Below are 26,075 nucleotides of genomic sequence, written 5' to 3'. Positions count from 1 at the left end.
GTCCTCGTCCTCGTGCCTGACGCACCCTTGGCGGACCGTGCGCGGCGGCCGGGCGGATGGCTCAGGCGTTGCGGCGGTACAGGGTGCGCGCGTGCTGGTTGAACGGCGCGGGCCGCACGGTGGCGCGGATGCGCGGCAGTCCGAGGTCGGCCTCGGGGTCGGTACCGGGGCCGGGGTGCTCGCCCCACACCACCCACACCTCAGTGCCGGGTTCGGCGTACGCGGTGTCGATCAGGGTCAGCGACAGGACGGTGCCCACCGGGTCGATCGACGCGGTCTGCATGGTCATGCCGACCAGGCCGGTCACGTTCTCCACGCGGTGCCGGGCGTAGGTGAGCACGAAGCCCGGGTCCTGGCCCCGGCCGATGAGTTCGCGCACGTCGTCGGTGTCGAAGACCAGGGTGACCTTCGTGCGGTGGACGGCCTCCTTCGCCTTCACCAGGGCGTCCCGGCCCAGGAAGTCGTGGCGGAAGGAGATCATCTTGCCGTAGCCGAGCTCGTACGGAGAGGCGTAGTAGTCCTCGATGTCCTCCGAGAAGTAGCTGCCGTTCAGCGGGCGTTGGCCCTCAATGCCGAACAGGGCGAGCTGCTCACGGTATTCCCGCAGGTCGGGGTCGCTGTAGATGCCGGGCACCGGCGAGGGTATCCAGCCGCTCTCCACGCTCGGCGTGGTGTAGGCCAGGGCGCCGACCTGGACCAGGCCGAACGGCTCACCGGCCTTGAGGAACGCCTCGTGGACATACGCGGCGTGCTCCCAGGGGCCGATGAACTCGAAGCCCGCCTGGCCCGCCATGCCGTGCCGCAGGGCACGGAAGTGGCGGCCGTCCAGGGCGACCGGGGCGGAGTGGAAGAACTTCGTCTCCGGCAGCGGCCCGCCGAAGGCCCGCTCCACCACGTCCTTGGCCAGTGGGCCCTGGATCTGGTAGCGGAACAGCTTCGGGTCGCCGCCGCCCTGCCGGAAGGCGGAGGACGCGTCGGTGGCGAAGGCGACGTCGTAGCCGCCCTTCTCCGCGTGGTACTGGACCCAGTGCTGTGCGGCGGGGATCCCGCTGAGGAGGTACTTGTTCTCGGCCTCGCGGGCGAGGATGCCGTCCGTGACGATGTTGCCGTCCTTCGTCACCGGGACGTACTGCTTGGCCTGCCCGAGGGCGAAGTTCTCGAAGTTGTTGACGCCGTGGTCGGCGAGCAGACGGGTGGCGTCCGGGCCCTCGATCCACATGTCGAACATGTGGTGCGAGAGGTTGAGGAGGGCGACGCCCTCGTGCCACGCCGCCTGTTCCTGACGCCAGCCGGCGTACTCGCGCTCGACCACCTCGGGAGTCCACGGCGCGGCGCCCGGCTTCCACAGCAGCTTGATGGGCGATCCGGCCTTGTCGATGCCGTCCTGAAGACTGGGGATTGCCATGCGGCTCCTTCTCATCATCGTCCGCCCGACGATGAACTAAATCGATGAACTAAATCGATCTAGTGAACCTGGTGAGCGGCGAGGAACCGGCGGGGAATCTCTCCGCTCCACGGCTCGACTCGGCTCGGTGGGGCAGACATTTGACATGCGGCTAAATCGATCTAGTGGGAAGCTAGCAGAGCGGTTCCGGCGTTGGCGAGCATCATGCGGCGCACTCATTGCTTGCGCCGGGTGAGCCCTGTGCGGCGGGAGGACGCGCACCGGGACGGGAGGAGCAGGCGTCCGCCCACGGCTTCCGCATCGTGCGGCTGCCGGTGCCCGGCGATCACACGGCCCGTCGTGCGGTGGCCGCTGACTAGACTGAACCAGCGGCACGGTGCGGAAACGTGACGCGTCACAGCGGATCGGGGCAGGGTGATGGGCGGTTCCGGAAGAGTCACGCTGAACGACGTCGCCGCCGCCAGCGGAGTGTCGCGCGCCACCGTCAGCTTCGTCCTCAACAAGGCCCCGAACCAGACGATTTCGGCAGCCACCCGCGAGCGCGTCCAGCAGGCCGCCAGCGACCTCGGCTACGTACCGCACGGCGTCGCCCGGGCGCTGCGCGAGGGAGCCTCCCGCGTCGTCGTCCTCAACATCGACTGGGGCCTGGAGGGCAACTACTCCCGCAGCTACGTCCGGGGCCTCGACGACGAACTGGCCGCCCACGACCACGTCCTCCTCGTCCGCCATGGACACCACACCCCGCAGGCGACCCAGCAGGTCCTCGACACGATCGCCCCTCGCGCCGTCCTCCGGTTCGGCGAGCCCTACCTGACCGGCCATGAACTGGACGACCGCGGCGGCGGCTGGCGGGACGGCCTCGCCGCCCATGCCGCCCTCCAGATCCGCCACCTCGCCGAGCACGGCCACACCCGCATGGCGCTGGCCCTGCCGGACAGCGGCACCCCGCTGGCCGAGGCGCGGCTGCGGTTCGCCGGCCAGACCGCGGCAGCGCTGGGCCTGGCTCCCCTCGCCTCGTTCGTCGTGCCCCGGCCGAGGAGCGCGGGCGCCAGCGCCGTACGGGAGTTCCGGGCCGCCCACCCCGGCGTCACGGCCATCGCCGGCTTCAACGACGACGTCGCCCTGCGCACCCTGACCACGCTGCACGACCTCGGCCTCAGCGTCCCCGGCGACGTCGCCGTCATCGGTTACGACGACACCGAGTACGGCGAACTCGTCACCCCGGCCCTCACCACCGTCCACATCGACGCCGAGGCCCACGGCCGCCTCGCCGCCCGCACCGCCCTCGGCCTCGACACCGGCGGCCTGGTGCCCGTACCGGCCCGGATCATCGTCCGCGACTCGGTCTGACCACGGGCGCCGCGTCGAACGGCGTCACCTTAGGTTTCGCCCCTCGGGCTCCCCGTACGTGTCCGACCGTGGGCAGCATTCCGCTCACCGTCCCTGATCACGGCCGCCGCACGCGATCGGGGCAGGTGAGCGGTCCGGGTCTCGTGGATTCCTCCTGCCCGGCCGCGCCAAGTCGTGTGAGCCGCAAAGGAGTTGCCGCACCATGTGCCGAGCCGCAGACGATGGGACATCCGCCGCAGAGACGACCACGGGGTCACGGACGGGACCGGCTCCGGAGACGTCACGCAGAGCGCTGCTGGGCGCCATGGCCGCCTCCGCCGTGGCCGCCGCTCCCCTGCTGACGAGCTCTCCCGCCGCCGCGGCGCCGACGAGCCCATCCGATGCCGCCGTATCCCTCGTCCTGCTGGGGACCAACGGCGGGCCGCCGCCGCTCGCGGACCGGTACGGCATCTCGTCGGCGCTGGTGGTGAACGGCCGGACCTATGTCGTCGACTGCGGCCGGGGCGCGGTCACCCAGTATCTGCGGGCCGGGCTGTCGATGCCCTCTCTGGCCGGCATCTTCCTGACCCATCTGCACGCCGACCACGTCGTCGACTACTACTCCTTTCCGCTGCTCGCCGCCGGTGCCTCGGGAGCGCAGGGTTTCCGGAGCCCGATCGAGGTCCACGGCCCCGGGTCCGCCGGTATCTCCTCGACCGTCACCGGGGCTCCGGGGCCGGCGCCGGGCACCGTGGAGATGACGAAGCTGGCCGGGCAGGCGTACGCCGCCTCCCCCACGTTCTTCATGACCGAGCACGCGGGCATCGACCCGGCGACCCTGCTCAACGTCCACGACGTGCTGCCGCCGTCCGGTACCGGCGCCTCGGCGACGCACACGGCACCGGCGATGGCTCCCTTCACGGTCATGGAGAACGACGACGTGAAGGTCACCGCCGTGCTGGTCCCGCACGGCGCGGTGTTCCCCGCCTACGCCTACCGCTTCGACACCGACCACGGCAGTGTCGTCTTCTCCGGCGACACTGCCCCGACTCCGAACGTCATCACGCTCGCCCGGAACGCGGACGTCCTGGTGCACGAGGCCCTCGACCCCGACGGGCTGGCGGGCCTTGGGCTCACCCAGGCCCTGATCGACCACATCCTTAGTTCGCACACGGACGTGGCCGAGATCGGCAGGATCGCCGCCGAGAGCGGGGTCGGCACCCTGGTCGCCACCCACCTCAGCCCCGGGCAGCGGAGCGTGGTCTCCGACGCGACGTGGCGGAAACTGCTGCGTGACAGCGCGCGCACGGCGGACTTCGGCGGTCGCGTGCTCCTCGGCACGGATCTGATGCACCTTCCGGTGCGTACGGGCCGGACGTGACGGTGGTGCCGCTCGCTCCGGTGACGGTCGTCGTGACATCCGTCGGTCCCACCGTCGGTTCCTCCGTCGGTTCCTCCGTCACCGGCTCAGGCGTCCCGCGCGCACAGCAGCCGGCCCCCGACGGCCAGCGCGCCGACCGCCCACAGGGCCACCACACCGAGGCCCTGCCAGGGGCCGATGGGAAGGTCGTCGACACCGACGGTCGTCTGGACGGCGAGGCCGGCCGTCAGGGGTGATATCTGCTGGAGGTGGCGCTGCCAGTCGGGGTCGGCCACCAGCTGCGCGAGGATCGGGAAGACGAACAGCAGGGCGAGCACGATGCCGATCGCGGTCGCCGAGTGCCGTACGGCCAGCGCGACGCCGAGGCCGAGCAGACCGATCAGCACGAGGTAGAGGACCGAGCCCACGGCGGCCCGCAGCGTCGGTTCGTCGGCCAACGACAGGGCCCGGAAGCCGTGTTCTCTCGTGAACCCGCGGCCCGGCTGCACGAGGCGTCCGATCAGCAGGGAGGCGAGTACGGAGATGGTGCCGGTCACCAGCGTCACCGCGGTGAGCACGGCGGACTTCGAGCAGAGGACCGTCAGCCGGCGCGGCACCGCTGTGAGCGTGGTGAGCATCATGCCCGTTCCGTACTCGTTGCCGGCCATCAGCACCGCCACAATCGCGACGACGACCTGTCCGACCATGACCCCGGTGAGGCTGAGGCGCGTCGGGTCTGCGCCGCAGCCGGTCGCGTCGCACCGGGACGTCATGGCCACCGCGGCGCCGACGGCCACGGTCAGCGCGAAGACGCCGAGCGTCAGCCAGCCGTTGCTCGCGTCCGTGCGCAGCTTCGTCCACTCGGCACGTCCGGCGCGTTTCATACGTCCCTCCGCCGCAGCAGGACCATGGCGGCGGCGAACACGGCCGCGGCATAGGCGCACAGGACGGCGAAGCCCGCCCACGGGGCCAGCGGGAAGTAGCCGGACGACGGCGCGTAGACGGTGACGACCTGGTCGTATCTCTCGACGCTCTGCTGGATGGCGAATCCGGCGGCCGGGGTGACCCGCAGCAGCCACTCCGCGGCCCCGTCGGGCAACAGGGACGCAGCCGCGAGGAGATAGGGCAGGACCATGCCGACGACGACCACGGTGATGGCCACGGCGCTGCGCCGCAGGATGGTGCCGACGGCGAGGGCGAACACGCTCGCGACGGCGAGGAGCAGGCCCGTACCGACGATGACGCGCAGTTCGGTCGCCGTCGGCACCGTCAGCACGGGAAAGCCGTTCGACTCCGACCGCTGTCCGCCGAGGGGGACCATGACGGCGGCGGCTGCCACTCCTATGGTGAAGGCGACGGAGCCCACCACCAGGGCCTTCGCCACCAGGACGCGGCCCCGGCGCGGACTCGCCGCCAGGGTGACGCCGATCATGCCCCGCCGGTACTCGACGGTGATGTATCCCGCGCCCACGACGACCATGACGATCAGCCCTGCGAACGCGCCGACGAGGAAGTTCTCGATGGTCCGTACGCCACTGCCGGCCGGCCCGCCGACGACCGGCGCGATGTCCCCGGCCCCGGTGATCGCGAAGCCGCTGCCGGAGGGGGTGGCCCCGCCCTTGGTGTGCTGGCTGTAGCTGCCGGAGGTGCCCGCGTCGCCGCCCACCTGTCCGGTCCGCCAGGAGCCGTTGGTCCATCCGCCGCCGAGGAGGACCTGGTCGAAGGTGCCGGTGGCGACGGCCGGGGCGAAGCCCGTTCCGGTTCCGGTCCCGTCCTCGACCGACGGGGAGGTCACGAACAGCCCGACCTGCGGCGTGGCGGACAGCCCGGTGAGGTCCGCGTGGCCCACCTCGGTCCAATGGGCGCCGTCCGAGGACTCATAGCCGGTGAGCGTGTCGCCGGAGCGCTTCAGCCGCAGCCAGCGCGGCGTCCGGTGGGAGACCGTGCCGGTCGTCCCGGCCGTGTCGTGCGTGTAGTCGTACTGCATCCGCACGCCGTGGGCGCCGGTGACCATCATCGCCGCGTAGGCCGATCCCTGGTCGAGGCCGTCCTTCACGATGATGCCGGCCTTCGCCCAGGGGGCGAGACCGGCCTTGCTGTCGGTCGGGCTCGTCGTTACCACGCCGGCCAGCGACGACACGGAGACGGTGAGGGTGCCGTCGCCCCGGAGCTGCTGGTGCACGAAGGTGAAGCTGTCGTTGACCGCTTCGCCGCCCGGGCCGACGGGCAGCGCGGAACTGCCGTCCGGATCGGACGTGTTGCTCGCCGCCGTGGCGAGCAGGCCCACCAGGCAGATGGTCAGGAGCGCGCCGACGGCGCTCCACACCCAGCCTTGCACCGTACGGAACTTCGTCCATTCCGCGTGCAGTTGCCGTCCGAAGCCGCCCCGCCCCGGCCGTGCCGTGGCGCGCGGCGGCATCATCGTGGAGGTCATCGGCCGGCCTCCTCGGGAACGACGCCGCGGTACTGCACGGCGTCCCGGGTGAGCTCCATGTAGGCCTCCTCCAGCGAGGCGCGGTGCTCGGAGATCTCGGAGAACGGCACCGCGTTCGCGCCGAGCAGCGACACCACGTGCTCGGCCGGCAGCCCGGTCACGCCGATCGTGTCGGACGCGGTGGAGGTCACGGTGGCGCCCGCGCGTGCCAGGACCGTCATCGCCCGCGCGAGCGCGGACGTCCGCAGGGTCACCCGGCCCCGGGACACGGAGGCCAGCAGATCCCGCACGCTCATGTCCGCGACGACCCTGCCGCGCCCGACGACCACCACATGGTCCGCGCCGTCCTGCAGTTCGCTCATCAGATGGCTGGAGACCAGCACGGCCCGGCCCTGTCCGGCCAGCGACGCCAGGAAGCCGCGCATCCATCCGAACCCTTCGGGGTCCAGGCCGTTGAAGGGCTCGTCGAGCATGATCACCGGCGGGTCGCCGAGCAGCGCCGCCGCGATCCCCAGGCGCTGTCTCATGCCCAGGGAGAAGCCGCCCGCCTTGCGCCGGTCCACGTCCCGAAGGCCGACCTGCCGGATCACCTCGTCGACCCGCCCGGCGCTCAGCCCCTGGGAGTGGGCCAGCCACAGCAGATGGTGGCGGGCCGTACGGCTCGGCTGTACGGCCGCGGCGTCCAGCAGCGCCCCGATGTGCGTCAGCGGGGTGCGCAGATCCCGGTAGGGGCGCCCGCCGACCAGCGCGGCCCCTTCGTCGGGCCTGTCCAGACCGAGGATCACGCGCATGGTGGTGGACTTGCCCGCGCCGTTCGGACCGACGAAGCCGGTGACCTGCCCGGGGTTGACGTCGAACGTCATCCCGTCCAGCGCCTGGGTGCTCCCGAAGCGCTTGCGCACGTTCCTGACCTCGATCGTCGCTTGCGACTCATCGATCGTCTTCTCCATGCGAGCAGGTTAGGAAGAAGCGGGTGCCCCGGTCGTCACGACGGAGAGCCAACTCCGATGACACTCACGGGAGCCACCACCCGGGCCGCCCGTCCCCCACGGGAGGGACGGGCGGTGTCCCACCTGAGGATGACGAGGTGCCGGGGCCTGCTACGCGGGCCGGCGCGATCCGGGGACGACAAGTCCCGTTTCGTATGCGGCGATGACGGCCTGGGTGCGGTCACGCAGCGCCAACTTGCCGAGCATGCGGCTGACATGTGTCTTCACCGTCTCCTCGCTGAGGACCAGCCGGGCGGCGATCTCCGGATTGGAGAGTCCCTCGGCGACGAGCAGCAGGACCTCTGTCTCGCGTGCGGTGAGGGACTTCATCCCGGGCGGCGGCGTGGCGTCGGGTCTGGCGGGCATCAGGGCGAATTCGCTGATGAGCCGTCGGGTGATGCCTGGCGCGAGCAGGGCGTCCCCGGCGGCGACGACGCGCACGGCGTCGAAGAGCCGTTCCGCGGTGGCCTCCTTGAGCAGGAAGCCGCTCGCTCCGGCGCGCAGCGCGTCGTACACGTACTCATCGAGGTCGAACGTCGTCAGGATGAGGACGCGCGGTACGTCCGCTCCTTCGGGCGAGGAGCCGACGAGCTGTCTGGTGGCCTCGATGCCGTCCATCTCGGGCATGCGGATGTCCATGAGGACGACGTCCGGCGACACCTCGCGGCAGACGCGCACCGCTTCGGCTCCGGAGGAGGCGGTGCGCACGACGGTGAAGTCCGGCTGGCTGTCGAGCAGCGCGGAGAACCCGGTGCGGACGACTACGTGGTCGTCGGCGACGACGACCCGGATCGGCGAGGACGGGCTGCTCATAGGGTCTCTTCCGTCTTGGCGGGGAAGCGTGCCTCGACGACGAACCCGCCGCCGTCGAACGCCGAACCGGTGTGCACGTCTCCGCCGACCGCGGACGCGCGTTCCCGCATGCCGAGCAGGCCGTGTCCGCCGGGGAGTTGGCCTACCGGAGGTCCTGGGCCGTTGTCGCGGACGCGGAGGTGCAGGGCGTCGTCGGTGTAGGTGAGCTCCACGTCGACGGCGGCGCCCGTGGCGTGCTTGCGGGCGTTGGTGAGGGACTCCTGGACGATGCGGTAGGCGGCGAGTTCGATGCCGGGGTCCAGTTCGCGCGGGGATCCGCTCAGGATGAGGCGGACGGAGGTCGCGGACGCCTCGCGGGCCTCGTCAAGGAGTTCGTGGATCTGATGCAGGTCGGGCTGTGGCCGTCGCTCGCCGCCGGCGACGGACTCGGTGTCGTCGCGGAGCACGCCGAGCAGGCGGCGCATCTCGGTCAGGGCGGCGCGGGCGGTGTCCCCGATGCCGAGGAGCCGTTCGGCGCCCTCGGCGGGCATGCCCGCGGTGGCTATCCGGGCCGTCTCGGCCTGCACGGCGATCATGGAGATGTGGTGGCCGACGACGTCGTGGAGCTCACGGACGATGCGTACGCGTTCGTCGCGTGCCGCGTTCTCCCACTGGGTGCCGTCCATCGCGCGGCGCATGGCGCTGTGTCGCCGGTTCTGTTCGTTCGACCGGCCGGCCAGTCCGGCGAGGGTGGTGAGCGGGGCCAGCACCGCGACCAGGACGACCCGTACGCGGTAGCCGGTGTCGTCGGGCGCCGTCAGGGCCAGGACAAGGAAGGGCGCGGTGAGCAGCGCGGCCGGCAGGAGGGCGCCGCCGCGGCCGAGCCGGTACTGGGCGACGATCTGCGCGGTGAGGCCCGCCAGGGTCAGCGTCCCGAAGATCACGAGCGAGCCGACGCTCGCCGCGGTGACGGCGATCCCGGCCGTCAGCGGACGCAGGAAGACCAGCGGCAAGGCGGTGGACAGGCACAACAGGCCGACCACCATGGCGAATTGGACACGGCCCGCGCTGCCGTGCTGCCCGGCCTGCGTGCCGGCGTCGGCGAACATACGCGGAATCGACCCGCGGGCGGCGACGAACTCGGCGAGCGACTCCGAGACGGCGAGCAGTCCGAGCAGCGTCCCGAACACAGCGTTCACGTGCGGCAGTTCCGCCACCCGCCGTCGCGTTCCGATCCACGTGTCACGCCAAGCCGTCGCACGGTGCACATGGGCGATTATGGCAGCGGGCGTTGTTCGGGATCATCCCTCCATGGAGCCAGATCGCCGTCCCCCTGGCGAGGGACGGTGCCGTCCACGACGCCATGGAAATCCATCAGAAGCCTGCTAGGGGCAGCCTGATGGCGAAGGCCGTCGACCCCGGTCGGCTGGTCAGTTCGACGGTGCCGCCGTGCGCCCGGACCAGGGAGCGCACGACCGCCAGGCCCAGGCCGCTGCCGCCGCGGTCGCGGCTGCGGGCCTTGTCGACGCGGTAGAAGCGGTCGAAGACACGTTCCTGGTCGGCGGCCGGAACGCCCGGTCCCGAGTCGGAGACCCGTACGACCGCCGTGCCGGACGAGACGGACACCTCCACGCACACCTTCGTGCCGGCCGGGGTGTGCACGGCGGCGTTGGTGAGCAGGTTGTCCAGCACCTGCCGGATGCGCAGGGGGTCCAGCCGGAGCCGCACCGGGTCGGCGCCGACCGTGGCCGTCAGCCGATGCCCGGGGTGGCCCGCGCGGAAGGCGTCCGCCGCCTCCCGGGTCAGCTCCGCGAGGTCGGCGTCCTCCAGCCGCAGCGGGGTCTCCACCTCGGCGGCGTCCAGGCGGGCGAGCAGCAGCAGGTCGTCGAGGAGTACGCCCATTCTGGCCGCCTCGGCGCGCAGCCGGGCCAGGTGCTTCTCGCGTTCCCCGGGCGCGTTGGCCGCCGCGTACTGGAAGAGGTCCGCGTAGCCGCGTACCGACATCAGGGGGGTGCGCAGCTCGTGCGAGGCGTCGGCGACGAAGCGGCGCAGCCGCTGTTCGGCCTCGGTGCGGACGGCGAGGGCGTCGTCGATGTGTTCCAGCATGGTGTTGAACGCGGTGCGCAGCTCCTCGACCTCCGGTCCGCCCTTCCCGCCGCCGGCGCGCACCGGAAGCCGTGCCGAGCCGGTCAGGTTGTGCGAGGTGATGCCGCGGGCCGTGTGCGCCATGTCGCTGAACGGCTTCAGGCCGCGCCGCAGCACCGCCCGGCCGACCACGACGAGCGCCAGCAGCGCGAGCGCAAAGGTGACGACCTGGACCGTGATCAGCTGCCGCATGGTGCCCTGGAGGTCCGCCACGGGCGCCGCCGTGACCAGCACCACCCCGGGTTCGACCTCGCAGGCGCGCAGCTTGTACGTGCCCTCACCCGCGATGTTCGCGGTGCGCAGGATGTGTTCGGAGCCCGCGGGCGGCAGCGCCTCGGCGGCGGCCGTGAGTGCGGCGGTGTCCGCCGGTACGTCGGCGGGCTTGCGGAGCACGGCCGTGTCGCCCGAGACGTCGTACACGGCGGTGAACCAGCCGTAGTACGGCCGGCGCTGCACGGTGCCGTGGGCCGCGGCGTCCTTGGACTGGGTGACCTGGACGAGCTTCATCTGCTCGCCGAGCTGGCGGTCCAGGTAGTCGCGCATGTACGTCGTCAGCGCCGTGCCGACGACGGCGAACACGACGAGGGACAGCACGCCCATGCCGAGGGCCAGCCGGGTGCCCAGGCGCGTCCGGCGGTAGGTCCCCCACAGGCGGCCGGCCGCACCACGTATCCCGGACCCGGTCGCTCGGCTCGTCACTCGGCGACCTGCCGCACCACGTATCCGACGCCCCGCACGGTGTGGATGAGCGGTGCACCGCTGTCATCGAGGCCGTCGAGTTTGCGGCGCAGCCGGCTGACGACCAGCTCCACGACATTGGAGCGGCCGCCGAAGCCGTACTCCCAGACATGGTCGAGGATCTGCGCCTTGGTCAGCACGGTGGGCGACTTGCGCATGAGGTAGCGCAGCACCTCGTACTCGGTGGGGGTGAGCGTGAGCAGCCGGTCGCCGCGCCGGACCTCGTGGGTGTCCTCGTCCATCGTCAGGTCGGCCACCCGGAGCACGGACCGCTGGAAGCCGGGGCCCGCGCTGCGGCGCAGCACGGTCCGCAGCCGCGCCATGAGCTCCTCCACCGCGAACGGTTTGACCAGGTAGTCGTCGCCGCCCCGGGTGAGGCCGGCGACCCGGTCGGCGACGCCGTCCCGCGCGGTGAGGAACACGACCGGCACCATGGTCCCGGACTGCCGCAGCCGGTCCAGGACGGCGAATCCGTCGAGGCCGGGCAGCATCAGGTCGAGCACCACGATGTCGGGGTGGAAGTCGGCGGCCCGCCGCAGCGCGTCCTCGCCGGAGTACGCGGTGACCGCCTCCCATCCCTCGTAACGGGCGACCGTCGCGACGAGATCGGCGATGGGAGGGTCGTCGTCCACGACCAGAAGGCGCACTTTTTCCACCTGCTCATAGTGCTTCACGTGTCTCCCGACGCCATACCTGCGGTCGCCCGTGATCCACATCGATAAAGAGTTGAAAGTCGTCCGACAGGAAAACGACAGCTGAGAGCGGGCAGGCTCGGTGTTCCCCACACCCGAACGAGGAGCTGCCCTCCGTGACCACTGTCGAACGTGTCCAGCCGCCTCCCACGGCGGTGCGCCCGAAGGTGGTGGCCCGCGCAGGCCTGTACGCCCTGCTGGTCGCGAACGCGGGTGTGGTGACCGTCTTCTTCGTCCAGGCCGGGTTCGCCTCGAACGCCCTGATCGTGCTGGGCCGGCTGGCGGGGCTGTACGCGGCGCTCCTCATGGCCTTCCAGCTGCTGCTGGTGGCCCGGTTGCCCTGGCTCGACCACCGGATCGGCATGGACCGGCTGACGTCCTGGCACCGCTGGGTCGGCTTCGGGCTGCTGTGGACGCTGCTGTCGCACGCGGTGTTCATCACCTTCGGCTACGCGCAGTCGTCGTCGATGGGGCCCGTGGACGAGCTGGTCGAGCTGGCCGAGACCGTCGAGGGCGTGCTGCGCGCGATCGTCGCGCTGCTGCTGATCCTGGTGGTCGGCGCGGTGTCGGCCCGCTGGGCCCGGCGCCGCCTCGCGTACGAGACATGGCACTTCGTCCACCTGTACACCTACGTGGCGGTGGTGCTGGCGTTCACGCATCAGGTCGCGGCCGGTACGACCTTCACCACGTCGCCCGCCGCCACCGCGTACTGGTGGACCCTGTGGGGCGTCGCGCTCGGCGCGGTCTGCGTGGGCCGGCTGGTGCTGCCGCTGTGGCGGAACCTGCGGCATCAGCTGCGCGTCTCGGCCGTCGTACCCGAGTCGGACAACGTGGTGTCGGTCTACATCACGGGGCGGGACCTGGACCGGCTGCCCGCGCGGGCGGGCCAGTTCTTCCTGTGGCGGTTCCTCACCAAGGACCGCTGGTGGCAGGCCAATCCGTTCTCCCTGTCGGCCGCGCCGGACGGCCGGACGCTGCGGCTGACCGCGAAGACGGCCGGCGACGGCACCGCGGCCCTGCGGCATCTGAAGGTGGGCACGCGGGTCTTCGCCGAGGGCCCCTACGGCGCCTTCACCACCCTGCACCGGACCCGCTCCGAGACCCTGCTGATCGCCGGCGGTGTCGGCATCACCCCGATCCGGGCCCTGCTGGAGGACCTGCACGACCACGTGGTGCTCATCTACCGGGTGGCCACGGACCAGGACGCGGTGCTCTACGACGAGTTGCGGGAGCTGGCGCACGCCAAGGGCGCCGAGCTGCACCTGGTCACCGGACCGGCCACGCCGGACAAGCTGGCGCCGCGCGAACTCGCCCGGCTCGTGCCCGATGTCGCCGAACGGGATGTCTTCGTGTGCGGGCCGCCCGCCATGACGAGTGCGGTGCTGCGCACCCTGCGCGACCTGGGTGTGCCCAAGCCGCAGATCCACTTCGAGCGCTTCAGCCTGGCGGGATGAGAGGGACACCGTGAAACGAGCACTGCCTGTCGTCGTCCTGTCCATCGCGGGCCTGATCCCGCTGTGGCGCTACGCACCGTCGCAGGACACCACGTCCACCACCACGGAGGTGGCCGAGCCCGCCCCGACCCCGTCCGCGACCTCTTCGTCGTCTTCGTCGTCTTCATCGTCTTCGTCATCCGCGCCGTCCTCATCGTCCTCGTCCGCCGCCTCGCAGGTCGTCCAGGGCAGCACCGTCACCACCTCGAAGGGCGTCGTGCAGGTCGAGGTGACCTTCGACGGCGGCAAGATCAGTTCGGTGCGGATGCTCCAGCAGCCGAACCACCCGCAGACCACGGCGGCCGTGCCCAAGCTCATCCAGGAGACGCTCCAGGCGCAGAGCGCCGACATCGACGCGGTGTCCGGCGCCACCATCACCAGCGAGGGATACGTCCAGTCGCTCCAGGCCGCCCTCGACGCGAAGGGTTCCTGAGGTGCGCCGCGTCGAACACGTCATGGGGTTCCCGGTCTCGGTGCGGATCGACGACGAGTACGCCGACGACGAGACCGCGGACCCGGTGTTCGCGTGGCTGCACGAGGTGGACGCACGGTTCAGCCCCTTCCGTGCGGACAGTGAGGTGTCCCGGCTGGACCGGGGCGAGCTGAAACCCGATGAGCTGAGCCGTGATCTGGCCGACGTGCTCGGCCTGTGCGAGGAGTACCGGGTCGCGACCGGTGGCGCGTTTCAGGTGCGGCTGCCCGGCCGCGGACTGGATCCCTGCGCGATGGTGAAGGGCTGGTCGGTGCAGCGGGCCGCCGGCCTGCTGACGGCCGCGGGGGCACGGCGGTTCTGCCTGAACGCCGGTGGCGACGTGGTCGCCGCCGGCGGCCCCTGGCGGGTGGGCGTACGTCACCCCGAACACGCCGACCAGCTGTGCACGGTGCTGGAGATCACCGACGGCGCGGTGGCGACCTCCGCGCGGTACGAGCGGGGCGACCACATCCTCGACGGGCGCACCGGCCGTCCGGCGACCGGGCTGCTGAGCGTCACCGTCGTGGCCGCCTCCCTGACCGAGGCGGACGCGACGGCGACGGCGGCCTTCGCCATGGGCGCGGAAGGCATCGAGTGGGCCGCCGCGCGCAAGGGCTGCGAGGTGTTCGCGGTCGACGCCGAGCGCCGGGTCTTCCGCACGGCGGGGCTCCCTGTGGCGAGTTGATCCCGAAGTGCCCTGTGGGCAACCGGAAGCGAAACGTGTCAGAAGCGTTGACGTGTCCTTGCCGGAAACCTATCTTCTGGTCGAACCTCCGTACAGCGTACGGGATTTCGAACAATCTAGGGCCGTCAAAGGGGACTCGTCGTGTTCCGCACCCGCCATTGGTACGTCCTGGGGGCAGCGCTGCTGGCTCTGCTCGCGTCGTTCGTCAGCCAGCCGGCGTCCGCGGCCGCCGGGCAGCCGTATACCAACCCCATCAAGTCCCAGAAGGGCGCCGACCCCTGGCTGGAGTACTACAACGGCAACTACTACCTGGTGACGACCTCGTTCACGAACGAGCTGACCATGCGCAAGTCGCCGACGCTCGCCGGGCTCAGCACCGCCCCCAGCGTCCAGATCTGGTCGGACACCACCTCCGGCCGCAACGCGAACTTCTGGGCGCCGGAGATCCACTTCTTCAACGGCCACTGGTACCTGTACTACTCGGGCGCGCAGAGCGGAGCCGCCTGCTGCGACACCCAGCGCACACATGTCCTGGAGAGCGCGGGCTCCGACCCGATGGGCCCGTACACGTACAAGAACAGCCTCACCGGCTCCAATCTGGACCCGGGCGGCTGGCTGATCGACGCCAGCGTGCTCCAGTACAACAGCAAGCTGTACCTGGTGGGCAGCGGCTCCGTCGGCGGCAGCAAGCAGAGCCTGGTCATCGCGCCGATGAGCAACCCGTACACGCTGAGCAGTTCCACCTTCACCGTCATCTCCAGCCCCACACTGAGCTGGGAGACTTCCGGTGCCCCGGTCAACGAGGGGCCCGAGCCGCTGTATCACGACGGCAGGACGTTCCTCACCTTCTCCGCCAGCTACTGCCAGACCGCGGACTACAAGCTCGGCCAGCTCGAACTGACCGGCAGCGACCCGCTGTCGGCCGCGTCCTGGACGAAGAAGCAGACCCCGGTCTTCGAGCGCAATGACGCGGCCGGGGTCTACGGGCCCGGCCACAACGGGTTCTTCACCTCGCCGGACGGCACCGAGAACTGGATCGTCTACCACGCCAACAGCTCGTCGAGCGGCGGCTGCGGAAACGGCCGTACGACCCGGGCGCAGAAGTTCACCTGGAACGCCGACGGCACGCCGAACTTCGGCACCCCGGTGGCGACCGGCACCTCCCTCGCGGGCCCGTCCGGCGAGACCGCGACGACCCCGACGGCGTACACGATCGTCAACCGCAACAGCGGCAAGTGCCTGGACGTCGAGGGCGGCAACACCGCGGACGGCACCAACATCTTCCAGTGGACGTGCAGCGGCGGGGCCAACCAGAAGTGGCGGATCGAGGACCAGGGCAACGACACCAGCCGGCTGGTGAATGTCGCCACCGGCAAGGTCGTGGACACCGCCGACTGCTCCACCGCCGACGGCGCCGACATCCGGCAGTGGTCGTGGCTGAACAACAACTGCCAGAAGTTCCGGCTCATTTACACCGGCGGCGACTACGTGCGGATCGTCAACGCGAACAGCGGCAAGGTCGCCGACGTCGCCAACTGCGGGACGGGCGACGGCATCGACGTACGCCAGTGGACCTGGCTGAACAACACCTGCCAGCAGTGGCGGCTCCAGCCCACCACCGCCTGACCGTCACCGTCACCGCCACCCCCACAGGAGTACGACCATGAGCCGTCCCAGCCGCCGAGTGGTGCTGACGGGTCTCGCCGCCCTGACCCTCTCCGCCACCGTCACCCCCGCCCACGCCGCCGCCCCGGCCTCCCCCGCGGCGACCTTCACCAACCCGGTCGCCGAACAGCGGGCCGACCCGCACATCTTCAAGCACACCGACGGCTACTACTACTTCACCGCGACCGTGCCCGCGTACGACAAGATCGTGCTGCGCCGGGCCACCACCCTCCAGGGCCTCGCCACCGCCCCCGAGACCACGATCTGGACCAAGCACGCCAGCGGGGTGATGGGCGCGCACATCTGGGCGCCGGAGATCCACTTCATCGACGGCAAGTGGTACGTCTACTTCGCCGCCGGGTCGACCAGCGATGTGTGGGCGATCCGGATGTACGTCCTGGAGAGCGACGCCGCGAACCCGCTGACCGGCACCTGGACGGAGAAGGGGCAGATCGCCACCCCGGTGTCCTCCTTCTCGCTGGACGCCACCACCTTCGCCGTGAACGGCGTCCGCTATCTGGCGTGGGCGCAGCGCAATCCGTCCGAGGACAACAACACCAGCCTCTTCATCGCCAAGCTGGCCAACCCCTGGACGATTCAAGGCACTCCGGTCGAGATCTCCCAGCCCACGCTGTCGTGGGAGACCGTCGGCTACAAGGTCAACGAGGGGCCGTCGGTGATCCAGCACGGCGGCAAGGTCTTCCTGACCTATTCGGCCAGCGCCACCGACGCCAACTACTGCATGGGCATGCTGACCGCGTCCGCCTCCGCGGATCTGCTGAACGCCGCCTCCTGGACCAAGGGCTCGCAGCCGGTGTTCCAGAGCAACGCCGCGACCTCGCAGTACGGGCCCGGCCACAACTCGTTCACGGTCTCCGAGGACGGCAAGTCGGACGTCCTCGTCTACCACGACCGCAACTACAAGGACATCAGCGGCGATCCACTGAACGACCCCAACCGCCGTACCCGCCTGCAGAAGATCTACTGGAACGCGGACGGCACGCCCAACTTCGGCATCCCGGTCGCCGACGGCGTCTCCCCGGTCCGGTTCTCCTCGTACAACTTCCCGGACCGCTACATCCGCCACTGGGACTACCGCGCCAAGATCGAGCCGAACGTCACCAACCTCGCCGACTCGCAGTTCCGCGTGGTGACCGGGCTCGCGGGCACCGGGACCGTCTCCCTCGAATCGGCCAACTACCCCGGCTACTACCTCCGCCAGAAGAACTACGAGGTCTGGGTGGAGAAGGACGACGGCACCGCCGCCTTCAGGAGCGACGCGAGTTTCTACCAGCGGGCGGGCCTCGCCGACTCGGCCTCGGGCCTCTCCTTCGAGTCGTACGGCAGCGCCGGCCGCTATCTGCGGCACTACAACTACCTGCTCTACACGCAGCCCGCCGACACGACGCTCGCCAAGGCCGACGCCACGTTCTACGCCGAGTGACTCGCCCCGCCCTCCGCTCGCCCCATCCCCCACGAGACGAGGAACGCGCCCATGACACCGCCCCTGTCCCGACGCACCCTGCTGCGCAGCACGATCCTCGTCGCGGCGGCACCGGGAGCCGCGTTAACCGCCACCGGCGGGGCGGCCGCCGCCACGCTTCCGGCGCCGTCCGCCTGGGCCCTCCGCCCGTTCCCCCTGAGTGAAGTGGCGCTCGGTCAGGGCCTGTTCGCCACCAAGCGGGCCCTGATGCTGGACCACGGGCGTGGCTACGACGTGGACCGGCTGCTCCAGGTCTTCCGCGCCAACGCCGGTCTCTCGACGCGCGGCGCGGTCGCCCCGGGCGGCTGGGAGGGCCTGGACGGCGAGGCCAATGGCAACCTTCGCGGGCACTACACCGGCCACTTCATGACCATGCTCGCGCAGGCGTACGGCAGCACGGGTGAGCAGGCGTACGCCGACAGGATCGCCTCCATGGTCGGTGCGCTGACCGAGGTGCGGGAGGCGCTGCGGCACGATCCGGCGGTGCTGAGTGTGGCGGGCAGGTTCGGGACGGGCGCGGAGAACGTCCGGGGCTCGTACCAGTACGTCGACCTGCCGGCGGCGGTGCTCGGCGGGGCCTCGGCGATCACTCTGTCGGCCTGGGTGAAGCCCACCCACGACGCGGGCTGGGCCCGGGTCTTCGACTTCGGCGACGACACCACCCGCTATCTCTACCTCGCCGCCCGCAACGCGAGCGGCGTCCCGCGCTTCGCCATCACGACCGGCGGGCCCGGCGGCGAGCAGGGCCTCAACGGCACCGCCGCGCTGCCGTTGAACGTGTGGAGCCATCTGGCGGTGACCATCGCGGGCGGCACCGGCACCCTCTACGTCAACGGCACGGCCGTGGCCGAAAACACGGCGATGAGCCTCACCCCGGCGGCCCTGGGCACCCTGAAGAACAACTGGCTCGGCCGCTCGAACTACTCCTCGGACCCGGTGTTCGCGGGGGCGTTCGACGAGTTCAACGCCTGGTCGCGGGCGCTGACAGCCGCCGAGATCACGGCGCTGCAGAGCAGCGGGGCCGCCGATGCGTCCACGGGCGGCGGCGACCTGGTCTCGTACGGCTTCGGCGAGACCGGCGGCGGGACCTTCGCGGACGCGTCCGGCCGCGGACTGGACGCCACGCTGCGCCGTACCTGGGGTGGACCGAGCCATCCCGGGTTCCTCGCGGCGTACCCGGAGACGCAGTTCATCCTGCTGGAGTCGATGACGAGCGGCGACTACACCAAGGTGTGGGCGCCGTACTACACCGCGCACAAGATCCTGCGCGGGCTGCTGGACGCGTATCTGTACACCGACGACGCGCGGGCGCTCGACCTCGCGTCCGGGATGTGCGACTGGATGTACTCCCGGCTGTCCCCGCTGCCCGACGCCACCCTGCAACGGATGTGGGGCATCTTCTCCAGCGGCGAGTTCGGCGGCATCGTCGAGGCGATCTGCGATCTGCACGCCCTCACCGGCAAGGCCGAACACCTCGCGCTGGCCCGGCTGTTCGACCTCGACAAGCTCATCGACGCCTGCGCCGCGGGCGACGACACCCTCGACGGACTGCACGCCAACCAGCACATCCCCATCTTCACCGGGCTGCTGCGGCTGTACGACGCGACGGGCGAGCAGCGGTACCTGAGCGCCGCGCGGAACTTCTGGGACATGGTCGTCCCCGTGCGGATGTACGGGATCGGCGGCACCAGCACCGGCGAGTTCTGGAAGGCCCGTGGGGTGATCGCGGGGACGATCAGCGCCACCAACGCGGAGACCTGCTGCGCGTACAACCTGCTCAAGCTCAGCCGGATGCTCTTCTTCCACACGCGGGACCCGAAGTACATGGACTACTACGAGCGGGCGCTGTACAACCAGGTGCTCGGCTCGAAGCAGGACAAGGCGGACGCGGAGAAGCCGCTCGTCACCTACTTCATCGGTCTGACGCCCGGCCATGTCCGCGACTACACGCCCAAGCAGGGGACGACCTGCTGCGAGGGCACGGGGATGGAGAGCGCCACCAAGTACCAGGACTCGGTGTACTCCAAGGCGGCGGACGGGAGCGCGCTGTACGTCAATCTGTACAGCCCGACCACGCTGACCTGGGCCGAGAAGGGCGTCACCGTCACGCAGACCACCGACTACCCCCGGGAGCAGGGGTCCACGATCACCATGGGCGGCGGCAGCGCGGCCTTCGAGCTGCGGCTGCGGGTGCCGTCGTGGGCGACCGGATTCCGGGTGACGGTCAACGGCCGTGCGGTGAGCGGGACTCCGGTCCCGGGCAGCTACTTCACCGTCTCGCGGACCTGGCGAGCCGGTGACACCGTCCGGGTCACGGTGCCGTTCCGGCTGCGGGTGGAGAAGGCCCTCGACGACCCGTCCGTGCAGACCCTGTTCCACGGACCGGTCAACCTGGTCGCCCGTGACACGAGCACGAGCTATCTGTCGTTCGGGCTCTACCGCAACGCGGCGCTCTCCGGCGATCTGCTGCCCACGCTCACTCCCGTGACCGGCAAGTCGCTCCACTACACGCTCGACGGCACGGAGTTCGCGCCCTTCTTCGAAGGGACCGAGGGCCCCACGCACGCCTACTTCCGGCGTGCCGAGCCGCGGGTGGTCTTCGGCGGCACCGACTCCGGCGTCGCCAATCCGGCCAGGGCGGACGGCACCACCCTGCTCGACGAGATCTGGGCGACGGCTCCGTTCAGCGGCAAGGGCGCGCTGGTCTCGCGGGTGCGGGGCACGGTGGACGCGTGGGTGTCGGCGGGACTGCTCGGCGCGAGCGACGGCCAGAAGGTGGTGGACACGGCGCGGAACGCCTCGTACGCGCCCTGAGGGTTCGGGGCGTCACCAGGCCCTCAGGGGCTCCCCCGCCACGAGCCGGGAGGTGAAGCCGTCCGGGCCGACGGCGGGTTCGCCCAGCAGGGTCACGCGGTGCATGACGCGGTCCACGCCCAGCTGGGCGAAGTCCGTCGGGGCGAGGTGGCAGGTGGTGCGGTTGTCCCAGAAGGCAATGCTGCCGGGCTCCCAGCGGAAGCGGACCGTGTACTCGGCGCTGGTCAGCTGCTCGAAGAGGAGGTCGAGCAGGCGGCGGCTCTCCAGCTCGGAGAATCCGACGATGCGGGTGGTGGAGCCCGGGCTCACGAAGAGGGCCTTCTCGCCCGTCTCGGGGTGCACGCGCACCACGGGGTGCACGGCGACCTGCGGATCCTCGCAGTAGATCTTCAGGATCTCGCGGTCGCGCTCGTCGGAGTGGCGCAGATGGACACCGGTGAAGAAGGCGTGCTCGGCCTGGAGCGAGTCGAGCAGGTCGCGCAGGGGCCGGGACAGGCCCTCGTACGCGGCCACGGTGTTCGTCCACTGGGTGTCGCCGCCGAACTGGGGGGTCGTCTCGGCGCGCAGGATCGATGCGTCGGGCGGGTTGACGGCCTGGGTGAGGTCGCTGTGCCAGCCTGCGAGCGGGGAGACCCATTTGCGGCGGTAGTGCTCCTCGAAGTCGCTGCCGTAGCGCTCGACGTCCGCCTTCGGGTCCACGGTGAGGATTTCGGGGAAGCCGTCGGGCGCCACCCCGTGCTTCGTGCCGGGGCGCCGGGTCAGCTCGCCGAAGCGCCGCCCGAACGCGATGTGCCGGGCGTGCCCGATGTCCGGGCCTCGGAAGAAGACGACGCGATGGGTGAGGAGGGCCTGCCGGATCTCGGCCACCGAGGCGTCGTCGAGGTCACCGCTCAGGTCGGCTCCGGTGATCTCGGCGCCTATCCGGCCGGCGATGCGACGCACACCGATGCGGGTGGCAGGTGTGCTCGTTGCCATGGACAAGGTCATGGTTCCGCCTTTCCTGTGAAGCTCGCGAGGAGTTGGCCGCGGCTCAGCCGACGTGCACCGCCCACTGCATCCACAGCGGAAGCAGGAGCAGCGCGGCGACCGAGCTCTTGATGACGAGCGCTGCCGACATGTCGACGCCGATGTCGTAGCGCTGGGCGAAGATGAACAGGTTCTGCGGGGCCGGCATCGCGGCGATGAGCACGAGGTACTGCAGCCAGCGGCCGTCGATGCCGAAGACGGTGGCGCAGACGGCCCAGGTCATCAGCGGAAAGACCAGGCACTTGAAGGTGATGAGCCCGATCTCCTCCCGGGTCGTGCCGCGCACGGAGAGACCGCTGCCGCCCAGGTGCAGGCCGAGGGCGAACAGCGCGACGGGCGACGCGCTGTCGCCCACGAACGAGAAGCCGTCGAGGAGAGGTTTCGGGACGTGCAGCGACAGCAGGTTGAGCAGGATGCCCGCGTTGCAGGCGAGGACGACCGGGGTGACCAGGGAGGCCCCGACAGCGCGGAGGAGCAACCGCGGGCCCGCCCCCTGGGCGGCGTCGCGCACCGGCCGCCCCAGCTCCATGATCGAGATGACGACGAGGGTCAGGACGCAGACCTGGAAGAGCAGGACCGGGAAGATCGGGGCCGCGTTCCCGAAGAGCGTGATGAAGACGGGTACGGCGAAATAGGCCGTGTTCACCTGAACGCCGGCCATGATGCGCAGCGCGATGGCGCGCGGATCGCGCTGGCCGCCGAGGCCCGCGAGGACGCCGATGGTGAGCACCGCGAGGGCGGCCGTGGTCGCGTAGGCGAGGATGGCGCGCCAGTCGAACAGGGCGCCCAGGTCGCTGCTGTAGATATTGCCGAAGAGGTAGCAGGGGACCGCGAAGAGAAACGCGTAGTCGACGAAGACACGCGAGCTGTCGGCGGGCACGACCTTGCGGCGCGCGAGCAGCACTCCGCAGCCGAAGGCCAGCACGACGGGTACGAGTTTCTCCAGCGCGGTCAGTGTCCCCATGGACGTACGGCCTCCCCGTGGTCGGTGAGGGCACGGTAACCGCTGATCAACCGATGGATGACGGAGTTCCCGCGCGGCTCGTACGTGTGGTCGTCGATCCGCGCGACCGGCAGCAGCTCGCACGCCGTACCGCAGATGAACGCCCCGTCCGCCTCACGGACGAACGCCGGGCTCAGGTCCTCCACCGCGCAGGGGATGTCCTCGGCGCGCGCCAGTTCGAGAACCCGGGCGCGGGTGATGCCGTCGATCGTGCAGCGGGTGGTGGGGGTGTGCAGGGCGCCCGCCCGGGTGAAGAAGACATGGGCTCCGGTGGCCTCGGCGATCATTCCCACGTCGTCCAGCAGGAGCGCGTCGTCGTAACCGGCCCGCAGCGCCTGGTTCTTGCTCACCGTGCCGATCATGTAGTTGCCGGCGGCCTTGCTCTTGACCGGTGCGAACAGTGGCGAGGGCCTGCGGTACTCGGCGGTCCGCAGAGCGATGCCCCGGTCGAGGGCGTCGGCGGCCGCGTAGTAGCCGACCGGGATCTCCCAGGCGGCGACCGAGGTGTGCACGGAGGTGTGCGGCGCCGCGGTCTGGATGACCTCCGAGCCGCGCCACGCGTTCATGCGGACGTACCCGTCGCGGATGCCCGCCGCGGCGACGACGTCGAGGGTCGCGGCATGCAGCATCTCGTCGTCGTACTCCAGGTCGAAGTCGAGGATGCGCGCGGAGGAGCGCAGCCGGGCGATGTGCTCGCGCAGCAGGAACGGGGAGCCGCCGTAGACGCGTACGCCCTCGAAGACGCTACTCGCGTAGTGCAGTCCGTGGCTGAGGACGTGCAGCCGCGCCTCGGCCCAGGGGACGAGGGAGCCGTCGAGCCAGATCTCTCCGGTGCGCCGGTCGAAGGGGAGCGGGGACGCCTCGGAGAGCGGGGACGCGTCGGGGCCCACGGTGGTCACCTCACAGCGCCAGGTCGAAGAGCGGATGCTGGAGGTCTCCGACGAGGGCGACGAAGCGGCGCTCGTGCGGGGTCACGCTGCGGACCGAAACACCGTGCAGGGCAAGGGGGTTGATGGGGTACATCACCAGGACATTGCTGTCGTAGGTGATGGTGCCGACCTCCTCGACATAGCGCGGGTCGATGTCGAAGCGGTTGTCCCCGTACTCGGAGGCGCTCGTGGTGAACCGGTGCGCGCCCTCGCGGTACTTGTAGAGCTCCAGGTGGCCGCCGGTGGCGTCGTCGTCGGGGTGCTTCATGTAGAAGAGCCCGCCGAAGAGCTTGTACGGCTTGTCGACGTGCGGGCCCCGGTACGACGAAGGGCGGCCGGAGACCGCCGAGTTGATGACGGCCGTGCAGTCCATGAGGATGTCGTGGGTCGCGAACGTGTCGTGGTTGCGGCGGCCCACGCGCAGCGAGCCCAAGGGGCCGCACTTCGCCTCGGCGTCCGGAAGCGCGGCGATCAGGTCGTCGCGGAACAGGTCGAGGAACTCACGGTAGAACTCCGGCGAGGCGTTGCGGGTGACGAAGTCCTTCCACACCGGGGCCATCTCCCCGTCGTCCAGGATGTGCTGGGACATGTAGTTGTAGCGCTCGTTCGAGGTGATCGGCTTTCCGATGCGGGTGCCGATGTACTCGGCGGTCGGCATCGTGGTGGCGAGGGCCTCGTACAGGTCCGGGCTCAGCGGGTTGTGCAGCACTATGTGCGGGAACGGCTCGCGACGGATGTCGGCCTTGGTCGCCTTCGCGAGGAGTGACTCGACGGTGACGGTGGCCTGTTGGGCGTCCGGCATGGGTGGGCTCCTTGAATGTACGGCGGCTTACGGTCGGAGGTTTCTGGCGGCGAACCAGGTTTCGAGGATCAGCAGTGACCACAGAACCTCGGCCGCGTGGGCGTCGGGGCGCTCGGTCTGCAGCCGGAACAGCTCGCGCACGGTGTCGCGGCGGATGTAGGCCTCACAGCGGGTGTGCGGTCCCAGCAGGGTGTCGCCGATCAGGTCGTACAGTGCCTCGCCCGGCCTGATCATCGCGGCGACGGGCAGGGTGAACGGCTGCTTGGGCCGCTCGACGACGCTCCGGGGAACCCAGCGGCGGGCGGCCTCGACGACCGGCGCCTTGACCGTCTCGCCGACGACCTTGAGTCCGGGTGGCAGGGCGTGGGCCAGGCGCATCACGGACGGCTGGAGGAACGGGATCCGCGCCTCCACGGCGTGCGCCATGCTCAGATGGTCGACGCGGCGCAGGATGTAGTACGGGAAGCGGGACTCCTGGTCGTGGCGCAGGAGCGCCTCCAGCTTCCCGTGCCGGCCGCCACGGACGCGCCGGTCGAGTTCGTCGCCGTTGGCGTCCCCGAAGTAGCCGTTCCCGGCGCGGAGTCGGGCGAGGTAGTCGGGGGTGTAGAGGCGGGCCAGGGTCGCGGTGCCGGCCGCCGCCATCGTGTCCTGGTAGGCCCGGTGCCAGGTCGCGCTGTCGTCCCGGGCCGCCTTGACGAAGCGGGTATAGCCTCCGAACAGTTCGTCGGCGCCGTCACCGGTGAGGGCGACCTTGAACCCGGCCTCGTGGACGGCCTCGAACAGCGCGAAGGTACTGAGGCTGTGCGGGGCGTTGTTGGGCTGGTCGAGATGGCGGACGAACCGGTCGATCAGCCCCGGGAAGTCGGTGGGGTCCACAAGGACTTGGTGGTGGCGGGTACCGCAGTGCGCGGCGACCTCACGGGCGTAGTGCCGCTCGTCGTCCGGCCAGTCGCCGCGGTAGGCGATGTTGAAGGAGTGCGGCTCGGGCACGGTGGCGGCCGCCAGCGCCGTGAGATAGCTGGAGTCGAGGCCGCCGCTGGTGATGACGCAGACCGGCACGTCGGCGTCGAGCATGCGGCTCAGTTCGTCGCGGAGCGTGGCGTCGAGGAGTTCGGCGGCCGGGACTCCCTCCTCGATGACCATGGCTCCCAACTGCCACTGAGTGAGGGAAAGTTGATCTCCCTTGAAGCACAGCGCGCTCCCCGGCAGCAGGGTGCGTACGCCGGTATGGACCGTGCCCGGCCCCCAGACGGCCTTCCCGCCCAGGTACCGGTCGATGGCGAGGGGGTCGACAGCGGCGGGGAAATCCGGAAAGCGGCTGAGGGCCTCCATCTCGGAGGCGAAGCAGAGTCGGTGTCCGTCGGCGGAGAGGTAGTAGAAGAGGGACTTCATGCCGGCGTGATCGGTGAAGAGCTTCAGGCACGGCTCGGTGGTGCGCCGGTCCACGATCGCGAGGGCGAACATCCCCTCCAGACGCCGGACGAACGCGTCGCCGTACCGCTCGAACAGCGGCAGCAGGACATCGCCGTCGCAGTCACCCCGGAACTCGTAACCGTGGGCCGCGAGTTCGGCGCGCAGCTCCCGGTGGTTGTAGATCTCGCCGTTGAAGACGCACGTCATGTCGCCCAGGACGTAGGGCTGTTGGCCGTGGGTGACACCTTGGACGGCGAGGCGGTTGTTGCCGAGTGCCCAGCCGTCACCCCGCAGCAGGGTCTGGGCGTCGGGGCCGCCGTGACGCAGGCCTTCGGCGACCCTGTGCAGGACGTCGGGGGCGACGGGCTCGCCGCCGAAGCTGCCGTAGATGCGACACATCCCTGGT

At 70.5% G+C, this 26,075-nt stretch carries 21 protein-coding genes; 8 read left to right on the top strand and 13 right to left on the bottom strand.

Features of this window, described 5'->3' with window-relative positions; translation table 11 throughout:
* Positions 1 to 61 precede the first annotated feature (61 nt).
* Positions 62 to 1,405: an aminomethyl transferase family protein gene (locus tag OG975_RS37670; RefSeq protein WP_406333945.1), complete on the bottom strand. Its 1,344-nt coding sequence runs from the start codon at positions 1,403 to 1,405 to the stop codon at positions 62 to 64.
* A gap of 417 nt (positions 1,406 to 1,822) precedes the next feature.
* Between OG975_RS37670 and OG975_RS37665 the strand changes: the two genes are divergently transcribed.
* Together OG975_RS37665 and OG975_RS37660 are read left to right on the top strand one after the other, a co-directional pair.
* Positions 1,823 to 2,755 carry a LacI family DNA-binding transcriptional regulator gene (locus OG975_RS37665; protein WP_406333944.1) on the top strand — a complete coding sequence of 311 codons (933 nt, stop codon included), beginning with the start codon at positions 1,823 to 1,825 and terminating at the stop codon, positions 2,753 to 2,755.
* A gap of 304 nt (positions 2,756 to 3,059) precedes the next feature.
* Positions 3,060 to 4,115: an MBL fold metallo-hydrolase gene (locus OG975_RS37660; protein WP_406333942.1), complete on the top strand. Its 1,056-nt coding sequence runs from the start codon at positions 3,060 to 3,062 to the stop codon at positions 4,113 to 4,115.
* An 86-nt stretch (positions 4,116 to 4,201) separates the two neighbouring features.
* Here the strand turns inward: OG975_RS37660 and OG975_RS37655 are convergent, their stop codons facing one another.
* The 7 genes from OG975_RS37655 to OG975_RS37625 form a co-directional block, all read right to left on the bottom strand.
* The gene (locus OG975_RS37655) at positions 4,202 to 4,978 is read right to left on the bottom strand and encodes an ABC transporter permease (RefSeq protein ID WP_406333941.1); all 777 of its coding nucleotides are present in this window, start codon (positions 4,976 to 4,978) and stop codon (positions 4,202 to 4,204) included.
* The gene (locus OG975_RS37650) at positions 4,975 to 6,528 is read right to left on the bottom strand and encodes an ABC transporter permease subunit (protein WP_406333940.1); all 1,554 of its coding nucleotides are present in this window, start codon (positions 6,526 to 6,528) and stop codon (positions 4,975 to 4,977) included. Before OG975_RS37650 ends, OG975_RS37655 begins: the two co-directional genes overlap by 4 nt.
* Positions 6,525 to 7,478, bottom strand: a complete 954-nt coding sequence (locus tag OG975_RS37645; protein WP_406333938.1) for an ATP-binding cassette domain-containing protein — start codon at positions 7,476 to 7,478, stop codon at positions 6,525 to 6,527. The genes OG975_RS37650 and OG975_RS37645 overlap by 4 nt, the downstream gene beginning before the upstream one ends.
* 150 nt (positions 7,479 to 7,628) lie before the next feature.
* The gene (locus OG975_RS37640; RefSeq protein ID WP_406333937.1) at positions 7,629 to 8,330 is read right to left on the bottom strand and encodes a response regulator; all 702 of its coding nucleotides are present in this window, start codon (positions 8,328 to 8,330) and stop codon (positions 7,629 to 7,631) included.
* Positions 8,327 to 9,508 (bottom strand): sensor histidine kinase, encoded by a 1,182-nt coding sequence (locus OG975_RS37635; protein ID WP_406333935.1) that lies wholly within the window; start codon positions 9,506 to 9,508, stop codon positions 8,327 to 8,329. The genes OG975_RS37640 and OG975_RS37635 overlap by 4 nt, the downstream gene beginning before the upstream one ends.
* A 175-nt stretch (positions 9,509 to 9,683) precedes the next feature.
* Complete coding sequence (locus OG975_RS37630; RefSeq protein ID WP_406333934.1) at positions 9,684 to 11,153, bottom strand: ATP-binding protein; 1,470 nt, start codon at positions 11,151 to 11,153, stop codon at positions 9,684 to 9,686.
* Positions 11,150 to 11,908: a response regulator transcription factor gene (locus tag OG975_RS37625; protein ID WP_406333932.1), complete on the bottom strand. Its 759-nt coding sequence runs from the start codon at positions 11,906 to 11,908 to the stop codon at positions 11,150 to 11,152. The genes OG975_RS37630 and OG975_RS37625 overlap by 4 nt, the downstream gene beginning before the upstream one ends.
* A 92-nt stretch (positions 11,909 to 12,000) precedes the next feature.
* On the opposite strand from OG975_RS37625, the gene OG975_RS37620 reads away from it, so the two are divergent.
* The 6 genes from OG975_RS37620 (at position 12,001) to OG975_RS37595 (ending at position 20,496) form a co-directional block, all read left to right on the top strand.
* A complete protein-coding gene (locus tag OG975_RS37620; RefSeq protein ID WP_406333930.1) occupies positions 12,001 to 13,338 on the top strand; it encodes a ferric reductase-like transmembrane domain-containing protein in 1,338 nt (445 codons plus the stop codon).
* A gap of 10 nt (positions 13,339 to 13,348) precedes the next feature.
* Positions 13,349 to 13,810 (top strand): FMN-binding protein, encoded by a 462-nt coding sequence (locus OG975_RS37615; protein WP_406333929.1) that lies wholly within the window; start codon positions 13,349 to 13,351, stop codon positions 13,808 to 13,810.
* 1 nt (position 13,811) lies between these two features.
* Entirely contained in the window at positions 13,812 to 14,534 is a 723-nt protein-coding gene (locus OG975_RS37610) for an FAD:protein FMN transferase (protein WP_406333928.1), read from the top strand.
* Positions 14,535 to 14,675: 141 nt separating this feature from the next.
* Positions 14,676 to 16,160 carry a family 43 glycosylhydrolase gene (locus tag OG975_RS37605; protein WP_406333926.1) on the top strand — a complete coding sequence of 495 codons (1,485 nt, stop codon included), beginning with the start codon at positions 14,676 to 14,678 and terminating at the stop codon, positions 16,158 to 16,160.
* 37 nt (positions 16,161 to 16,197) lie between these two features.
* The gene (locus tag OG975_RS37600) at positions 16,198 to 17,643 is read left to right on the top strand and encodes a family 43 glycosylhydrolase (protein WP_406333925.1); all 1,446 of its coding nucleotides are present in this window, start codon (positions 16,198 to 16,200) and stop codon (positions 17,641 to 17,643) included.
* A gap of 51 nt (positions 17,644 to 17,694) precedes the next feature.
* Positions 17,695 to 20,496, top strand: coding sequence for a beta-L-arabinofuranosidase domain-containing protein (locus OG975_RS37595; RefSeq protein ID WP_406333924.1), 2,802 nt, complete (start codon positions 17,695 to 17,697; stop codon positions 20,494 to 20,496).
* Positions 20,497 to 20,508: 12 nt separating this feature from the next.
* Here OG975_RS37595 and OG975_RS37590 read toward each other — a convergent pair whose 3' ends face one another.
* From OG975_RS37590 to asnB, 5 genes are read right to left on the bottom strand one after another with little or no spacing between them, the layout of a single operon-like run.
* Positions 20,509 to 21,471: a TauD/TfdA dioxygenase family protein gene (locus OG975_RS37590; protein ID WP_406333923.1), complete on the bottom strand. Its 963-nt coding sequence runs from the start codon at positions 21,469 to 21,471 to the stop codon at positions 20,509 to 20,511.
* Between the two features lie 55 nt (positions 21,472 to 21,526).
* Entirely contained in the window at positions 21,527 to 22,486 is a 960-nt protein-coding gene (locus tag OG975_RS37585) for an AEC family transporter (RefSeq protein WP_406333922.1), read from the bottom strand.
* Entirely contained in the window at positions 22,474 to 23,415 is a 942-nt protein-coding gene (locus tag OG975_RS37580; protein WP_406333920.1) for an aminotransferase class IV, read from the bottom strand. The genes OG975_RS37585 and OG975_RS37580 overlap by 13 nt, the downstream gene beginning before the upstream one ends.
* Positions 23,416 to 23,425: 10 nt before the next feature.
* Positions 23,426 to 24,256: a hypothetical protein gene (locus OG975_RS37575; RefSeq protein ID WP_406333919.1), complete on the bottom strand. Its 831-nt coding sequence runs from the start codon at positions 24,254 to 24,256 to the stop codon at positions 23,426 to 23,428.
* Positions 24,257 to 24,283: 27 nt separating this feature from the next.
* On the bottom strand, positions 24,284 to 26,068 hold the full coding sequence (gene asnB / locus OG975_RS37570) for an asparagine synthase (glutamine-hydrolyzing) (RefSeq protein WP_406333918.1): 1,785 nt from the start codon (positions 26,066 to 26,068) through the stop codon (positions 24,284 to 24,286).
* Between the last annotated feature and the right edge of the window lie 7 nt (positions 26,069 to 26,075).

It is taken from the genome of Streptomyces sp. NBC_00203, from assembly GCF_045206325.1.
Classification (GTDB): Bacteria; Actinomycetota; Actinomycetes; order Streptomycetales; family Streptomycetaceae; genus Streptomyces; species Streptomyces lutosisoli.
Note: the sequence above shows the minus strand (reverse complement) of the source record. Positions and strands in the feature narration are given on the sequence as shown.

What these genes read in the sequence shown, in the direction of transcription:
- OG975_RS37660 (WP_406333942.1), top strand. Translation starts at nt 3,060, where the DNA reads ATGGCCGCCTCCGCCGTGGCCGCCGCTCCCCTGCTGACGAGCTCTCCC.
- OG975_RS37670 (WP_406333945.1), bottom strand. Translation starts at nt 1,405, where the DNA reads ATGGCAATCCCCAGTCTTCAGGACGGCATCGACAAGGCCGGATCGCCC.
- OG975_RS37585 (WP_406333922.1), bottom strand. Translation starts at nt 22,486, where the DNA reads ATGGGGACACTGACCGCGCTGGAGAAACTCGTACCCGTCGTGCTGGCC.
- OG975_RS37625 (WP_406333932.1), bottom strand. Translation starts at nt 11,908, where the DNA reads ATGTGGATCACGGGCGACCGCAGGTATGGCGTCGGGAGACACGTGAAG.
- OG975_RS37595 (WP_406333924.1), top strand. Translation starts at nt 17,695, where the DNA reads ATGACACCGCCCCTGTCCCGACGCACCCTGCTGCGCAGCACGATCCTC.
- OG975_RS37640 (WP_406333937.1), bottom strand. Translation starts at nt 8,330, where the DNA reads ATGAGCAGCCCGTCCTCGCCGATCCGGGTCGTCGTCGCCGACGACCAC.
- OG975_RS37655 (WP_406333941.1), bottom strand. Translation starts at nt 4,978, where the DNA reads ATGAAACGCGCCGGACGTGCCGAGTGGACGAAGCTGCGCACGGACGCG.
- OG975_RS37600 (WP_406333925.1), top strand. Translation starts at nt 16,198, where the DNA reads ATGAGCCGTCCCAGCCGCCGAGTGGTGCTGACGGGTCTCGCCGCCCTG.
- OG975_RS37645 (WP_406333938.1), bottom strand. Translation starts at nt 7,478, where the DNA reads ATGGAGAAGACGATCGATGAGTCGCAAGCGACGATCGAGGTCAGGAAC.
- OG975_RS37665 (WP_406333944.1), top strand. Translation starts at nt 1,823, where the DNA reads ATGGGCGGTTCCGGAAGAGTCACGCTGAACGACGTCGCCGCCGCCAGC.
- OG975_RS37650 (WP_406333940.1), bottom strand. Translation starts at nt 6,528, where the DNA reads ATGACCTCCACGATGATGCCGCCGCGCGCCACGGCACGGCCGGGGCGG.
- OG975_RS37590 (WP_406333923.1), bottom strand. Translation starts at nt 21,471, where the DNA reads ATGGCAACGAGCACACCTGCCACCCGCATCGGTGTGCGTCGCATCGCC.
- asnB (WP_406333918.1), bottom strand. Translation starts at nt 26,068, where the DNA reads ATGTGTCGCATCTACGGCAGCTTCGGCGGCGAGCCCGTCGCCCCCGAC.
- OG975_RS37575 (WP_406333919.1), bottom strand. Translation starts at nt 24,256, where the DNA reads ATGCCGGACGCCCAACAGGCCACCGTCACCGTCGAGTCACTCCTCGCG.